Source organism: Sphingomonas cavernae, assembly GCF_003590775.1.
In the GTDB taxonomy this organism is placed as follows: domain Bacteria; phylum Pseudomonadota; class Alphaproteobacteria; order Sphingomonadales; family Sphingomonadaceae; genus Sphingobium_A; species Sphingobium_A cavernae.
The window spans coordinates 1,373,028-1,387,069 of the sequence record NZ_QYUM01000002.1 but is presented as its reverse complement, the minus strand read 5'-3'; the positions used below and the strand labels follow the sequence as shown (position 1 = coordinate 1,387,069).

14 protein-coding genes and 1 pseudogene are annotated in these 14,042 nt (G+C 65.3%); 9 read left to right on the top strand and 6 right to left on the bottom strand.

The annotated features are described in order from the left end of the window. Positions 1-202 precede the first annotated feature (202 nt). The gene (locus D3876_RS06830) at positions 203-826 is read right to left on the bottom strand and encodes an NADPH-dependent FMN reductase (protein ID WP_119760565.1); all 624 of its coding nucleotides are present in this window, start codon (positions 824-826) and stop codon (positions 203-205) included. A gap of 66 nt (positions 827-892) precedes the next feature. Here D3876_RS06830 and D3876_RS06825 point away from each other — a divergent pair, with 66 nt between their 5' ends. The 3 genes from D3876_RS06825 (at position 893) to D3876_RS06815 (ending at position 4,158) form a co-directional block, all read left to right on the top strand. Next, positions 893-1,333, top strand: coding sequence for an OsmC family protein (locus D3876_RS06825; RefSeq protein ID WP_119760563.1), 441 nt, complete (start codon positions 893-895; stop codon positions 1,331-1,333). Between the two features lie 62 nt (positions 1,334-1,395). After that, complete coding sequence (locus tag D3876_RS06820; RefSeq protein ID WP_119760561.1) at positions 1,396-3,108, top strand: N-acyl-D-amino-acid deacylase family protein; 1,713 nt, start codon at positions 1,396-1,398, stop codon at positions 3,106-3,108. Positions 3,109-3,111: 3 nt separating this feature from the next. Beyond that, positions 3,112-4,158 (top strand): YeiH family protein, encoded by a 1,047-nt coding sequence (locus D3876_RS06815; protein ID WP_420801939.1) that lies wholly within the window; start codon positions 3,112-3,114, stop codon positions 4,156-4,158. Here D3876_RS06815 and cueR read toward each other — a convergent pair. Further along, on the bottom strand, positions 4,150-4,545 hold the full coding sequence (gene cueR, locus D3876_RS06810; protein ID WP_119760559.1) for a Cu(I)-responsive transcriptional regulator: 396 nt from the start codon (positions 4,543-4,545) through the stop codon (positions 4,150-4,152). The genes D3876_RS06815 and cueR overlap by 9 nt on opposite strands. Further along, complete coding sequence (locus D3876_RS06805; protein WP_119761132.1) at positions 4,542-6,887, bottom strand: heavy metal translocating P-type ATPase; 2,346 nt, start codon at positions 6,885-6,887, stop codon at positions 4,542-4,544. The genes cueR and D3876_RS06805 overlap by 4 nt, the downstream gene beginning before the upstream one ends. Positions 6,888-7,389: 502 nt before the next feature. Here D3876_RS06805 and D3876_RS06795 point away from each other — a divergent pair. Together D3876_RS06795 and D3876_RS06790 are read left to right on the top strand one after the other, a co-directional pair. Beyond that, a complete protein-coding gene (locus tag D3876_RS06795; protein ID WP_119760555.1) occupies positions 7,390-7,620 on the top strand; it encodes a hypothetical protein in 231 nt (76 codons plus the stop codon). Between the two features lie 196 nt (positions 7,621-7,816). After that, a pseudogene (locus tag D3876_RS06790) lies at positions 7,817-8,178 on the top strand (DUF411 domain-containing protein). A 27-nt stretch (positions 8,179-8,205) separates the two neighbouring features. On the opposite strand, the gene D3876_RS06785 reads toward D3876_RS06790, so the two are convergent. After that, the gene (locus D3876_RS06785; RefSeq protein WP_119760553.1) at positions 8,206-8,976 is read right to left on the bottom strand and encodes a thioesterase family protein; all 771 of its coding nucleotides are present in this window, start codon (positions 8,974-8,976) and stop codon (positions 8,206-8,208) included. Between the two features lie 95 nt (positions 8,977-9,071). On the opposite strand from D3876_RS06785, the gene D3876_RS06780 reads away from it, so the two are divergent. Together D3876_RS06780 and D3876_RS20400 are read left to right on the top strand one after the other, a co-directional pair. Next, a complete protein-coding gene (locus D3876_RS06780) occupies positions 9,072-10,319 on the top strand; it encodes a TetR/AcrR family transcriptional regulator (RefSeq protein ID WP_119760551.1) in 1,248 nt (415 codons plus the stop codon). 11 nt (positions 10,320-10,330) lie between these two features. After that, positions 10,331-10,651 (top strand): hypothetical protein, encoded by a 321-nt coding sequence (locus D3876_RS20400; protein WP_182911901.1) that lies wholly within the window; start codon positions 10,331-10,333, stop codon positions 10,649-10,651. A gap of 347 nt (positions 10,652-10,998) precedes the next feature. On the opposite strand, the gene D3876_RS06770 is transcribed toward D3876_RS20400, so the two are convergent. Beyond that, positions 10,999-11,301, bottom strand: a complete 303-nt coding sequence (locus tag D3876_RS06770; RefSeq protein WP_119760547.1) for a glycine zipper 2TM domain-containing protein — start codon at positions 11,299-11,301, stop codon at positions 10,999-11,001. A gap of 1,290 nt (positions 11,302-12,591) precedes the next feature. On the opposite strand from D3876_RS06770, the gene D3876_RS06765 reads away from it, so the two are divergent. After that, the gene (locus D3876_RS06765) at positions 12,592-12,900 is read left to right on the top strand and encodes a hypothetical protein (protein ID WP_119760545.1); all 309 of its coding nucleotides are present in this window, start codon (positions 12,592-12,594) and stop codon (positions 12,898-12,900) included. Between the two features lie 27 nt (positions 12,901-12,927). Here D3876_RS06765 and D3876_RS06760 read toward each other — a convergent pair whose 3' ends face one another. Next, entirely contained in the window at positions 12,928-13,380 is a 453-nt protein-coding gene (locus D3876_RS06760; RefSeq protein ID WP_119760543.1) for a hypothetical protein, read from the bottom strand. A 262-nt stretch (positions 13,381-13,642) separates the two neighbouring features. On the opposite strand from D3876_RS06760, the gene D3876_RS06755 reads away from it, so the two are divergent. Beyond that, on the top strand, positions 13,643-14,041 hold the full coding sequence (locus D3876_RS06755) for a low affinity iron permease family protein (protein WP_119760541.1): 399 nt from the start codon (positions 13,643-13,645) through the stop codon (positions 14,039-14,041). The last annotated feature ends 1 nt before the right edge of the window (position 14,042 follow it).

Sequence of the window (14,042 nt, the reverse complement as noted above, 5' to 3'; positions counted from 1 at the left end):
GAGCACTGACGCAGATGCTTCACGTCCCCTAGACACGCGGCAGAAATGCCACATATCGCAAATCCTCGTCCTACAGGCCTGTCCTACATGCACGCCTTTCGTCACCGTGCCTCGCGATGCGTTCGGCCGCGTCGCTTCCGGAGGGCGAATCAAGATGCGCGTTTGTGGGAAGTTTGCGAAGTTAAGCGGCCGGGGCGTCGCCTTATCCGCCCGCCCCTGCGGCGCCGCTCGCGGCATGGGCGAGGTCGTGGAGCGCCTTCATCCGCGCGAAGCTCACCACCTGGCCCGCCAGGATATCGAGCTGCTGGACGATCGCGGGATCGCTCACCTCTCCCTCGGGGTTGAAGACCGGCATCATCGAATTGATCGCGACCGCCATCGGCGTCGACCAGCCCCTGAGTGCGTGCGTGATCGAGCGCAAAGTGGCGAGCGTCGTGCCCGTCGCCTGCCAGCCCGCCGCCACCGCGATCAGCCCGACCGCCCGCCCTTCGAAATAGACGCGCTCGTCGGCCGCCATGTCCTGCACATAGTCGAGCGCATTCTTGATCAGCCCCGAAACGGTGCCGTGATAGCCCGGCGAGGCGATGACGATGCCATCGGCACGGCGCAGACCATCGATCAGCGCGCGCGCCTTGTCGGTGCGCTCGATGATCTCGGGCGCGTACATCGGCATGTCGAGCGACGGCCCGTCGAACAGCAGCGTCTCGGCGCCATCCGCCTCGCAGCGCTTGAGCACGTGGCGCAGCGCGCGCTCGCTCGCGCTGCATTGCTTGGCGGTTCCGCCAAGACCAACGATGAGCGGCGTGCGGGTTTCAAGGCTCGACATGCGCGCCGCTATCGAAGAAATCTCGGGGGCGGGCAAGCCGCTTGTCCGCAAGCAAGGGAGATACGCATGGCGAATGGGCGGATCGAAGCGCATGTGAGCGAGACCGGCGACAGCCCGTTCGCGGTGCGTATCGACGTGTCAGGTCATGTGCTGACGGGCGATGAGCCCGAGGATGTCGGCGGCGCGGATCTTGGCCCTGCACCCTATGACCTGCTGCTCTCGGCGCTCGGCGAATGCACAGCGATGACGGTCAGGCTCTATGCGCGGCAAAAGGGCTGGCCGCTCGATCATGTCTCGGTCAGCCTCACGCACCGCAAGGGCGGCATCGAAGGCCAGCCCGCATGGACCGACAATTTCACCAAGACCGTCCACATCCATGGCGACGAGCTGTCCGACGAGCAGCGCGCGCGGCTGATCGAGGTCGCGGGCAAATGCCCGGTCCACCGGACGCTCGAGAACACGCCCGTGATAGCGACGATCGCGGGCGATCCGCGCGGCGGGCGCTAATCATTTGGAAAACGCTGGTGGCTCTGCAACAAGGTTGGCAATCAAAGTTTAGGGGGGTCCTCATGGCGCTTCGCATTCGCCGCATGTCTGCATCATTACTGCTGGCCGTACTGATTGGCGCAAGCGCGCCCGCCGCACCCGAATATGACCTGCTGATCCGCGGCGGCACGCTCTATGACGGGTCGGGCGACGCCGGCGTGGTGGGCGACATCGCGGTCAAAGGTGATCGGATCGTCCATCTGGGGGGCAAGGCGCCGGGCAGCGCGAAGCAGACGATTGACGCCAAGGGCCTGGCGGTCGCCCCCGGCTTCATCAACATGCTGAGCTGGGCGAACGATTCACTGATCGAGGATGGAAAAGCGCAAAGCGACATTCGGCAAGGGGTTACGCTCGAGGTGATGGGTGAGGGCACGAGCAGCGGGCCGCTCACCCCCGAGATGAAGAAGCGTGCGGTCGAGCGCCAGGGCGACATTCGCTATCCGATCACCTGGACGTCGCTCGGCGAATATCTCGAATTTCTGACGAAGAAGGGCGTCTCGCCCAACGTCGCATCGTTCGTCGGCGCAGCGACCGTGCGGATCAACGTGCTCGGCGAAGGCGACGTCGATCCAAACGCTGACCAGCTTGCGCAGATGCGCAGTATCGTGCGGACCGCGATGCGTGAAGGCGCGATGGGGGTGGGGTCCTCGCTGATCTATGCGCCCGCCTCCTATGCCGAAACGCCCGAACTGATCGCGCTGACCAGCGAGGCCGCGCGGTGTGGCGGCATGTATATCAGCCATATGCGTTCGGAGGGCGACCGGCTGATCGAGGCGATCGACGAGCTCATCGCGATCTCGAAGGCGAGCGGCGCGCCCGCCGAGATCTATCACCTGAAACAGGCGGGACAGGACAATTGGGGCAAGCTCGACGCCGCGATCGCGCGGATCGAGGCTGCCCGCGCCGACGGTCTGCGGATCACCGCCAACATGTATCCCTATGCGATCGCAGGAACCGGCCTCGACGCCTCGATGCCCACCTGGGTGCAGGCGGGCGGGGTCGAGGCGTGGATCGAGCGGCTGCGCGACCCGCAGGTACGGGCACGCGTGATTGCGGAGATGAAGGCTCCCGGAAAAGGCTGGGAGAATCTCTACCGCGCAGCGGGCGGAGCCGAAAATCTCATCGTTGTCGGCTTCAAGAATCCGGCGCTCAAGCCACTCACCGGCAAGACGCTGGCCGAGGTCGCGAAGGCGCGCGGCAAGAGCCCCGAGGACACCGCGATCGACCTCGTCATCGAGGATGGATCGCGCGTCGGCACGCTTTATCGGCTGATGTCGGAAGACAATGTCCGTCGCCAGATCGGCCTTCCCTGGATGAGCTTCGGGTCGGACGAGGAGGCCGCGGCCACCGAGGGCGTCTTCCTGAAATACAACAACCACCCGCGCGCCTATGGCACCTTCGCGCGTGTGCTCGGCCATTATGTCCGCGACCAGAAGGCCGCGACACTGCCCGACGCGATCCATCGGCTCACCGCGCTTCCCGCCCGGAATCTCGGGTTGAAGGAGCGTGGTCGGCTCGCTGCGGGCAATTATGCCGATATTGTGGTTTTTGACCCCGCGAAAATAGCGGACCACGCTACCGTTTCGAAGCCCGCGCAATATGCGACCGGCATGCGGCATGTCGTCGTCAACGGCGTGCAGGTGCTGAAGGACGGCGAACACACCGGCGCAACGCCGGGCCGCGTCGTCCGCGGCGCGGGCTGGACGGGTTGGCCGGGCGGCGGCCAATGCAAGTGACCGATGATCAACATGTCCACGCGTAGTCTGCCGCAAGGCGCCGATCTCTATGGCGATCTCGAGCCTGCACCGCGGGTAACCCCGGTCCATTATCTCCCCGGCCTCGGCGTCGCGGTGCTCGCAACGCTCGCTGCGGGCTATCTGTCGGATCACTATGGCGCGCCGCTGACGCTGATGGCGCTCCTTATCGGGCTCTCGCTCAACTTTCTCAGCGCCGATGCGCGGCTGGCACCGGGACTTGCCTTTGCCTCGCGCACGCTGCTCCGACTGGGCATCGTTCTGGTCGGCCTGCGTGTCACCATAGCGCAGGTCGCCGATCTCGGCCCTTGGGCGTTGGTCGCGCTGCTGCTCATAGTCGCCGCCACGATCGGCGCGGGCGTGGTCGCCGCGCGCACGCTCGGGCTGGGTGCAGCGTTCGGCACGCTCGCGGGAGGCGCGGTCGCGATCTGCGGCGCTTCGGCGGCGCTCGCGCTCGCCGCGGTGCTCGGCGAGCGCCGCGCGAGCCAGGCGCAGCTCACGCTCGTCCTCGTGATCGTTTCGGCGCTCAGCTCGTTCGCGATGTTCCTTTATCCGATCGTCGCGCACCTGATGCGGCTCGATGATACCGGTGCGGGCTTCCTGATCGGCGCCTCGATCCATGATGTCGCGCAGGCGCTGGGCGCGGGCTATTCCTTCTCGCCGGGTGCGGGCGAGACCGCGGCGATCGTGAAACTCGCGCGTGTCGCGCTGCTCGCGCCGGTGCTCGCGCTGGCCGCGCTCTATTTCCCGACCGAAGGCGCAAAACGGACCGCATATTTTCGCCTGCCCTGGTTCGTCATTGGCTTCTTCGCGCTGGCCGCGCTCAATTCCGCCATCACGATTCCGGCGATGGTTGGCGACATCGCCCAACAGACGGCAAGCGCCATGCTCGCTTGCGCGGTCGCCGCCACGGGCATGCGCTCACCGATGAACACGCTGCTCGACAGCGGCCCCCGACCGATGCTTGCGGTGGTGATCCCCACGGTGGTCGCGCTGGCGCTCGCCGCGATGGCTGCAGCGCTGCTAAGCTAACCCTCCGGCTATGCGTTCGATGATCGGGCAGTCGGGTCGGTCATCGCCATGGCAGCGCACGGCGAGATCCATCAGCGTCCGCCGCATCGCATCGAGCGCCTCGGCCTTGTGCTTCAGGTCCTCGGCGCGTGCCAGCGCGATGGCCTTGACTTCGCTGCTCGCGCGGCCCGCGTCGGACCATAAGCCGAGCAGCGAGCGGATTTCCCCGATCGGGAAACCGAGGTCGCGCGCATTGGCGATGAAACGCAGCCGGTGCGCATCGGCTTCCGAATAGTCGCGATAGCCCGAATCGCGACGCGCGGGCGTCGCGATCAGCCCGATCGCCTCATAGTGCCGGATCATCCGCTGCGAGACGCCCGATGCCTTCGAAACCGCACCAATCTTCATAGCTTCACCCGATTCAGCCTGAGAGCGTTCAATATGACGGTGAAGGAGGAAAGCGCCATCGCGGCGCCCGCGAACATGGGCGACATGAGAATACCCGTCACAGGATAGAGCACACCCGCCGCCACAGGCACGCCGATACCGTTGAACACAAAGGAGAAGAACAGGTTCTGACGGATGTTGCGCATCGTCGCCCGGGCAAGCCGTCGCGCGCGGACGATCGCTGAAAGATCGCCGTGCGTCAGCGTGATCCCCGCACTCTCGATCGCGACATCGGTGCCCGTGCCCATGGCCAGCCCGACATCGGCCGCAGCCAGCGCGGGCGCATCGTTGACCCCGTCGCCCGCCATCGCGACGCGCGCGCCGCCCGCCTTGAGCTCGGTTATGATCCGCGCCTTGTCCTCGGGGCGAAGTTCGGCGCAGACTTCATCAAGCCCACCCACCGCGCGCGCGACGGCTTCGGCGGTCCTCGGATTGTCGCCGGTGAGCATGACGACGCGCAGCCCTTCGCCACGCAGCGCCGTGATTGCTTCCGCCGCGCCCGGACGCACCGGATCCGCAACCGCCAGCAGTCCGGCGAGCGCGCCGTCGACCGCGACGAGCATCACGCCACCGCCATTGGCCCGGTGGGCGTCGGCGGCATTTTCGAGTGGTGCCGGATCAACGCCGATCCGCCGCATCTGCGCGGCATTGCCAATCGCCACCGAACGTCGGTTGACGCGCGCGCTGACGCCAAGACCCGTCTGTGAAGCAAAATCCTCGACCTGAGCGAACTCCACCCCGGCTTCCTCGGCGGCAGTGGTGATCGCATGCGCAAGGGGGTGTTCGGATTGCGCCTCGACGGCCGCTACGAGCCGCAGCAGCTCCTCTTCCGCGATCGCGCCCGTGGCTTCGATTGCGATCAGCCGCGGCTTGCCTTCGGTCAGCGTGCCAGTCTTGTCGATGACGAGCGTATCGACCGTCTCAAAGGCCTGGAGCGCTTCGGCATTCTTGATAAGCACACCCGCATGCGCGCCGCGCCCCGCGCCGACCATCACCGACATTGGGGTGGCGAGGCCAAGCGCGCAGGGGCAGGCGATGATCAGGACCGCAATCGCGTTAAGCAGCGCGTGGCCGAGGCGGGGTTCGGGCCCGACGAGATACCAGACGCCAAAGGCTGCGATCGCGATCAGCACGACCAGCGGCACGAACCAGCCCGATATCCGGTCGGCAACCGCCTGGATCGGTGCCCGGCTGCGCTGCGCTTCCGCAACCATCCGAACGATCCGCGCCAGCATCGTGTCGGCGCCGACCGCGCGCGCTTCGATGACGAGGCTGCCGGTGCCATTGACGGTGCCCCCCGTCACCGCGTCGCCCGCCTGCTTGGCGATGGGCAGGGGTTCGCCCGTCAGCATCGACTCGTCGACGGCCGATCGCCCGTCGATCACGACGCCGTCGACGGACACCGCCTCGCCGGGGCGCACGCGCAGGCGCTCGCCCACCACGATCTCGGCGAGCGGAACCTCCTCCTCGGCGCCATCCGCTCCGATCCTCCGCGCGGTCCGCGGCGCAAGATCCATCAGCGCGCGAATGGCGCGGCCCGTTGCAGCGCGCGCGCGCAACTCGAGCACCTGGCCCAGCAGCACGAGCGTCACCACCACGCCCGCCGCTTCGTAATAGACTGGCACCATGCCCCCGTGCATGCGGAAGGCTGGCGGGAACAGGCCGGGCGCGAATGTCGCGACCAGACTGTAGGCGAAGGCGGCGCCAACGCCGATGGCGATCAGCGTGAACATGTTGAGATGGCGCGTTTTGAGCGACATCCAGCCGCGCTCGAAAAAGGGCCAGCCCGCCCAGAGCACGATCGGTGCGGTCAGCGCGAGCTGCAGCCACGGCGAAGCCTTCGCGCTCACCAGATGCAGCCCGAACATATCCGCGCCCATCGACACGAGCAGCAGCGGCACCGCCAGCACCGCGGACACCCGCAAGCGCCGCGTGAAATCCACCAGTTCAGGATTGGGGGCATCGTCGAGCGAAGGCTCCTCGGGCTCGAGCGCCATGCCGCAGATCGGGCACGTCCCAGACCCTTGCTGCCGAATTTCGGGATGCATCGGACATGTCCAGATCGCGCCCGGCGGTGCTTCGGGCGCCTCACGCTGCGCGCCCGAAAGATAGCGTTCGGGATCGGCCAGGAACTTTGTCCGACACCCCGCGCTGCAGAAATGAAAATCTTGTCCCCCATGATAGACATGGTGCGGCGTTGCTTGCGGATCGACGCTCATGCCGCATACCGGATCGCGCGTGCTGCGGGCCTCTTCGGGGCCGACAGCGTTGCTTGAACAATGTGCGTGATGGGCGTGATTCATCGTGTGCTCCTTATCGACGCCCCATGATATAAAGTTTGCCATCATGTCAGAGTCAAGCTCCCCGACTTGCCGGTCCCGGATCGGACAGGTATCTCGGGCGCCATGATCCCAAAGCGCGGCATTGCACGGCTGTTACCGACGCGGTCCATTCTGCTGGCCATGCTCGGTGTGCTGTTGTTGGGGCGCATGGGTCTTGGATGCGACGCTGCGTTTGCAACGCCCGCCCTGCCCGCGCCCATGGATATGAGTGCGGAAGCTTTGCATTGCAGCCCGGACTCGAATCCCGCGCCATCGTCACCGCAATCGGCGCCGACGTGCCTTGCCGCATGCACATTCGCGCTTCCCGCAATCCCGGTCGTATCCGCAGGCGTCGCCTGGCCGGAATCGCCGCCCCAGATCGGCGCGGTGCACGCGCTTTCAGGCGTTGTCCCCGCTCCCGCCGATCCGCCACCGCGCGCCGCGTGATCGCTTTTTTGCTGAATCACTTTCGACGGAGACTTGCATGAAGACGTTCATTTTCGGCCTCGCGGTTGCGATGGCCCTCCCCATTGCCGCGCATGCGGCGGAGCCGACGCATAAGGACCACGCGCACGGCGAAAAGAAGGATTGCTGCTGCTGCGACAAGGGCGCAGCGGACAAGCAATCCTGCTGCGACAAGATGAAGGCGAAGCCGGGCGAGACCGCCAAGGACCCGCACGCCGGCCGCGACATGTCGGAGAAGGCTCCGAAATAGCCGATCCGGAGGAGCCGGCGGCCGATCCCGTCGGCTCCTCCCTTTAAGGCGTCTCGACCAGCCTGATGCATGGCATCATGATCCGGTTCCGACGGACAAGGAATTTCGCGTGATCAGGAAACAAACCTTTCTTCGTGCCGCGCTGGGCGTTCTGGCGCTGACGTCGACCGCTGCGCTGGCCGCGGGCGACATCACGATGCACCGCGATCCCGGATGCGGATGCTGCTCGCAATGGGCGGCGCAGGTGGCCAGGCAGCTCGGGCGCAAGGTCAAGGTCGTCGACAATGCCGATCGGCCCGCGCTGCAGAAGAAACTCGGCGTGCCCGCCGAGCTTTCGTCCTGCCACACCGCGATCGTCGATGGCATGGCGTTCGAGGGGCATGTCCCCATCGCCGACATGAGACGCCTGCTCGCTGGGCGCCCCAAGGGCGTCCGTGGGCTCGCGGTTCCGGGCATGCCGATCGGCTCGCCCGGCATGAAGGTGCCCGGGTCAAGCCACAGCGTTATGCGGTGATTGCCTTTGGCGCGGGTGGCCATACGGTCTTTGCGCGCCACTGAGCCGGGCGCCCGGCCGCGCGGACGGGGTCAGATGAACAGCGCCACGCTCTGCATGCCGCTCGCCACGGGCACGCCATCGGCATTCCAGATCGCCATGCTCTGGCTCGAACAGCCATTGCGTGCGTAGTCGGTGCGCGAGTGAAGCAGCCACCAGCCATCGCGCGTCTCGGGCTTGGCGGTCAGCATGTTGACCAGCCATGTCATCGAACTGATCGGTCCGCGCTGCGTGGCAAGACCCATTGCCGCGGGCGGCAGCGCATCGGCGACCGCCATCAGTGCGACCATTGGATCGAGCCCGTCACGCGCCTTCAGCCGCACCCAGCGCACATAGTCTGCGGCTTCGAAATCGCCTGCGGCTTCGACATATTCAAAATTCTGAAAGAAATACTCGACCTTTTCGCTCGAGCGCGGTGCCGGGAACGGATCGGGAAAGGCCAACGGCGCAGGCAGCGCGACGTGATCGATATGCGAAGGCTGATCGCCCATGAAAACGAAGGTCGCGCCAAGTCCAAGACCAGTCTCGCCCTGCACATTGGCACTGACAAAAGCGGCGGTACGCCCGCGCCTCAGCGTCTTCGTCGGGACCTCGACCGCGCCCGCGAGCGGCCCGACGAACGAAATCTGCGCGGTGCGCAGCGGCGGCAAATCCGCCGCGGTGGCTTGCGCCGCGTGGAGCGCCAGCGCGCTCGAAAGGCCACCATAGGCCGTTCGCCCCTGCATCCAGGTCGGCGGAATATCGAACCGAAGCCCGGCCTCGCCCGGTCTCGCGCCCGCGATGATGTCGGCCAGCGTCGTCATGTATTTCTCTCCATCATCGTTATGGATAGGGTGCATCGTATCCGCGATACAAGACCGACTGTTCGAGCAAGGCGCAAATTGCTAGCTATTCCGCTATGACCAGCGATACCGCGACCACGAACCGACCCGAGACCGCGCGTTTCCAGCGCAAGCGCGAGCTGATCCTCGACGCGGCGGCGGCCGAGATCAACGAGAATGGCGCGCGGGGCATGACCCTGGCCGATGTTGCCGCGGTGGTCGGGCTCAACACGACCAGCGTCACCTATTATTTCAAGCGCAAGGAAGTGCTCGCCGCCGCCTGTTATGACCGCTCGCTCGATCGCATAGAGGCGATCGTTGCCACAGCCGAACGCGCGACCGATCCACGATCGCGCGTGCGCGCCTATGTCGAGGAGAGCTTCGCGCAGCGCGCGCGGATACGACAAGGCGAAGAACCGCATTTTACGGTGCTGTCCGACCTGCGCGCGATGGACGGACCCGAGCGCGACGCCCTGGCGGACCGGTATCGCGGTCTGTTGCGCCGGATCCGCGGTTTTTTCGGCGCGACCAGCGACGATCGGGCCAAGGCGTTGCTGACCGCGCGCACGCATGTTCTGGTCGAGACGATCTTCTGGCTGCCCGGCTGGGTGCAGCACTATGCCACCGACGAGTTTCCGCGCCTTGCCGGGCGAATGTTCGAACTGTTCGACAAGGGGCTCGCGCCCCAAGACGCCGTCTGGACGCCGGTGCGGACGCTCCTTGCGCAGGACACGCCGCTTGAGGGCCCGGAACTCGCACGGCGCAGCTTCCTCAAGGCGGCAACGCGGCTGATCAATGAGCGCGGCTATCGCGGCGCGTCGGTGGACCGGATCGCCTCCGAACTCAACGTCACCAAAGGCAGCTTCTATCATCATCTCGATGCCAAGGACGAGCTGGTCGTCGATTGCTTTGCGCACAGCTTCGAAACGCTCTCGCAGGCACAGCGCGCGGCCGACCGCGCCGGTGGCAGCCAGTGGGAACGGATCTGCTCCGCGATCGCGATGATCCTCGATGTCCAGTTCTCGGAGCGCGGGCCGCTGCTCAGGACGACCGCACTGCAGGCGCTTCCGCCACGCGTGCGCGGTGCGATGGTCGAGCGCTCGGACCATGTCGCGCGACGCTTTGCGGGCATGATGATCGACGGCATCAGCGAAGGATCGGTGCGCGCCGTGGATCCGCTGGTCGCGAGCCAGACCCTGGTCTCGATGCTCAACGCCGCCTATGAGCTGCATAACTGGGCCGACGCCCTCGCCCCCGCGGACGCGATCGACCTCTACGCATCGACGCTCGCTTTCGGGCTGTTTGACGATCGGATGCTCGGCTGAGAGCTGCGTATTTGGCAATCTCGGCGGACCTGTCGAGCCTGCCCGCCGATGCGCGACCATCCATGCAGATCTGTCTGTTCGAAGCCGCGCGCCAGATCGGCGCAACGGCGGGCACGCGGCTCAGATTCGACCGACTGGCCCATATCGAGCCGGGCAACGGCGGATGGCGCTTCCGCGCCGAGACCACCGCGACCTATCTCGATGGCGACCGGGCATCCCGATCCATTGCCGGGCAACGCCCACCACCGTCGTTCAGCTCGATTTCACGAGCTGAACCGTCCGGTATGCTAGCGCCGCTCCCCCGACTCAGATGTGGAGCGGCGATGCCATAGAGATTATGCCCCCATCGGCGAAGGGCAGGCTGGTGTCGCAGAATGCGCATTGTGCCGACAAGCGCCCGATGTGCCAGTTGCTGTTACCGCAGCCAGGGCAATGATTTGCCTCTTCGCGGTGATACATGATCCGGTATCCCATGAGGCCCGGTTCGATGGCTCGGGTGTGTTCGGCAGGCAAGACACGCATGCTACTTCCCCTTTCAGTGGCACTATACATACCACGAACTCACGACAGGGCGTTAGGTTTCGTAGACGAGCCGTGGGTTTTTACGTAGTCGCCATGCGGGACAATGAAAAAGGACGGGACGCCAATGGCATCCCGCCCTCTTGAATTGTCGCCGATGTCAGCGGCAGCGACGCTTGCTGTCGACTTCCTTGCCGATCAGCGCGCCCGCGGCAGCGCCGAGCACGGTGCCCGTTGTCCGCTCGCCGCGCGTGTCGATGGCGCGGCCCAGCAGCGCCCCGCCCGCGGCACCGACGATCAGGCCCGTCGTGCCATCGGACTTGCGGCAATAGGTCCGGCCGTCGCGGCCACGCCATTCCTTGTACTTGTAATTGTTCCGCGCCTCAGCTTTTTCGGTCGGCAGCGCCATAGTGGCGGGAATGACAAGCGACGCGGCGCCCAGAGCAAGAAACAAACTACGCATAACAAAGTCCCTTTTATTGATTTTGATCAATGACCCTTACTCAACGCGCCCATCATGTCGCCGGTTGCATGAACCTGATACAACAACATAACGCATTGATTTATAGTAATAATTTTATTACATGACGTCATTACACCATTCAGCGCGCGCTCCTCAAGCCATGGCGCTGGCTCCCATGCAACGGGCCGAGGTCCGCATCAGGTCAAAAGGCGTCGAAGCGCCCATTTTCATGGACGAGCCGTCCAGACGGCGTGGCGGCGCCGTGGCGGCCGGCCCCCATCGGCGCCATTTCCGGGTTGCACGCGGAGCGTCCAAATGGCACTGGGCGCTCAACGATCGAGCGCCGCGCCGCTTATCCCCGATATCCCCATTATCCACAGGCCAAAGGCTTGATTTTGCGCATTGCGCGACTCAGTCCGTCGTGGAAATCTCGCCCTGTAGCCGAAGTGGCCCGACGGAAACGGGAGGCAGGACGCGGCGACAGGAGACTGAAGAAGAACGGTTTTTCTTGGGAAAAATCATTTGGAAACAGTCGCCAGGGCAATCGATGAGTTGTCGCGAGGCGAACGCCAAGGCGGAAACCGAACGAAAAGTCATAACGAAGCCCATGCAATGTCGGAGCGCTCAGGCGCAAAGGCAGGGCAAAACGCCAGGGATCGGGGCGGCCGCCGCAAGGTGGCGATATCCGGACCCGGCGCAGTGGGGGCTGGCAGCGATGCCAGCCCCCATTCGTGTGCGCGAAACCGCGTGCTTTTTTTGGACGCGAAAATCGGCGGCGCATGTTGTCCGCCGCTTCTCCCCGATATCCCCGTTATCCACAGGTAAAGCGACCCGCTTTCGCCTTTGCGCGACTCGACGCGCCATGAAAGCATCCGCCCGGCCGAAAAGCGCTGGGCGGATACGAGCGGGGCTTTTGCGGCGCCGCCGCCGGACAAGGATTTTCCTTGGCAATCGCGGTGGCCGGGCAATCGACGATGATATTCGCAAAGGCTCCGCGAAAGCGCCCGCCGCGCGATATCGTCAGAGAATCGCCGTGCGGGACAGGGTCATTCGACAAGGATCCCGCGAGGATGCCTGAGGATGGGTCGTCGGTCGCAAATCTGGGCGATCCGGGCTTGGCGCGTGGGGGCTGGCAGCGATGCCAGCCCCCGTTCGCCATTTGGGCCATCCGCCATCCTCCCCGGCTCGCTTGGAGAGCTTGTGGCGGGGCGGGCGTTGGCCGCACTTTCATGCTATAAGCGCAGGGTCGAGGGTCGCGGGCCGAGAGGCGTCGAGAAATGGAGGTGCGCGGTGTCGATCGACCGGAAACAGGTGGAGAAGGAATTCCGCGACGCCGCGGGACAAGGAACGCCGCTGGCCTCGCGTGTCGACGGCAAGCGCGTCGACGGCGCCTGGATCAAGGACGATTATGACGAGAAGCAGCGAGCGCAGATGCTCGAGGTCGAGAGCGAGGGGCCCGCAAAGGGCCTGATCCAGACCGATCTGGTCCCCGATCTCGGCGGCGATGCCGATGCCGACGAGATCGAGGATGACGAGGATGCGCTGGGCGGCACGGTCGACACCAACCGCCCGCGCGGCCGGCGCGACGATCAGCCCTGAACCGCCGGCGCGGCGCGCACGTCGCTGCTATTTCAGCTTGAGTTCGCGCAGCAGCATGCTGCCCGTCACGCGCCGCATCTTGCCGCGCGCACCGAACTCGCTGTCGAGCACGCGCGCATCCTTCTTCATGTGCGCCTCGAACTCCTTTTGCTGACGGAGTTGTTCGGGCGTGTCGTAGATCTTCTTGAAGACGGTGATGAGGTAGAGATCGGGTTCGTCCTCGCGGTTGTTGTTGTTGGCGAGCACGTGATAGTCCTGAATATAGCCCTTGCTCTTGGCGAACTCCTGCGTCGCCTTCCATTCGCGCGCGAGATAGTCGGCATAATTCTCGCCCTGCCCGTCCTCGACGTCGATCATCGCCACCTCCCAATATACATCGGGGGTGTAGGAGCTTTCCTGCGCCGCCACAGGCGCGACGCAGAGCACGGCAAAGGCAAGCGCGGCGGGCACCAGGCCCGCGATCCGATCGATTGTGGTCATGATCAGTATTCCCAGTCATGGCCGCGGGGCGCGCGGACATGCACGCAGCGCGGCGCGTTGGACGGACAGGAACGCTACATCGCAGTGCGGATCGCGGCGCGACCTCTTGGTTGAGACTCACGAAGCGCGGGTAGGGGGAAGCTATCACAGCTCGCCGCACATTGGAACGCGAGCGTTCCGAGCTTACGATCGGCGGCGCTTGCCCCCGTGGACCGGCGCGGGCAGCATGATGCTTCGGAACATAGCCAAAGGGGGGTTCGCGATGGTAAAATGGTTCGAGCGGATTGCGCAGCGGGTGGCGCATTGGGCGGGACAACCGGTCACCTTTTCGATCGCGCTCGCGATTGTCATCCTGTGGGGCGCGAGCGGCCCCATATTCGGCTGGTCCGATACCTGGCAGCTCGTGATCAACACCGGGACGACGATCGTCACCTTCCTGATGGTGTTCCTGATCCAGAACGCGCAGAACCGCGATGCGAGCGCGATACAGGCCAAGCTCGACGAGTTGATCCGTGCGGTACGCGGCGCGCGCGACGAGTTCATCGGCATCGAGCATCTGGGCGAGCAGGAACTCGAGGCGATCCGCCAGGCGCTCGAGAGCGAATTCGGCAAGAGCACGCCGCACCACCTGCCGATCAAGCGCCTGATCGGACGCCGTTGAG

What these genes read in the sequence shown, in the direction of transcription:
- D3876_RS06755 (WP_119760541.1), top strand. Translation starts at nt 13,643, where the DNA reads ATGGTAAAATGGTTCGAGCGGATTGCGCAGCGGGTGGCGCATTGGGCG.
- D3876_RS06770 (WP_119760547.1), bottom strand. Translation starts at nt 11,301, where the DNA reads ATGCGTAGTTTGTTTCTTGCTCTGGGCGCCGCGTCGCTTGTCATTCCC.
- D3876_RS06820 (WP_119760561.1), top strand. Translation starts at nt 1,396, where the DNA reads ATGGCGCTTCGCATTCGCCGCATGTCTGCATCATTACTGCTGGCCGTA.
- D3876_RS06785 (WP_119760553.1), bottom strand. Translation starts at nt 8,976, where the DNA reads ATGACGACGCTGGCCGACATCATCGCGGGCGCGAGACCGGGCGAGGCC.
- D3876_RS06825 (WP_119760563.1), top strand. Translation starts at nt 893, where the DNA reads ATGGCGAATGGGCGGATCGAAGCGCATGTGAGCGAGACCGGCGACAGC.
- D3876_RS06815 (WP_420801939.1), top strand. Translation starts at nt 3,112, where the DNA reads ATGATCAACATGTCCACGCGTAGTCTGCCGCAAGGCGCCGATCTCTAT.
- D3876_RS06805 (WP_119761132.1), bottom strand. Translation starts at nt 6,887, where the DNA reads ATGAATCACGCCCATCACGCACATTGTTCAAGCAACGCTGTCGGCCCC.
- D3876_RS06795 (WP_119760555.1), top strand. Translation starts at nt 7,390, where the DNA reads ATGAAGACGTTCATTTTCGGCCTCGCGGTTGCGATGGCCCTCCCCATT.
- cueR (WP_119760559.1), bottom strand. Translation starts at nt 4,545, where the DNA reads ATGAAGATTGGTGCGGTTTCGAAGGCATCGGGCGTCTCGCAGCGGATG.
- D3876_RS06760 (WP_119760543.1), bottom strand. Translation starts at nt 13,380, where the DNA reads ATGACCACAATCGATCGGATCGCGGGCCTGGTGCCCGCCGCGCTTGCC.
- D3876_RS06780 (WP_119760551.1), top strand. Translation starts at nt 9,072, where the DNA reads ATGACCAGCGATACCGCGACCACGAACCGACCCGAGACCGCGCGTTTC.
- D3876_RS06830 (WP_119760565.1), bottom strand. Translation starts at nt 826, where the DNA reads ATGTCGAGCCTTGAAACCCGCACGCCGCTCATCGTTGGTCTTGGCGGA.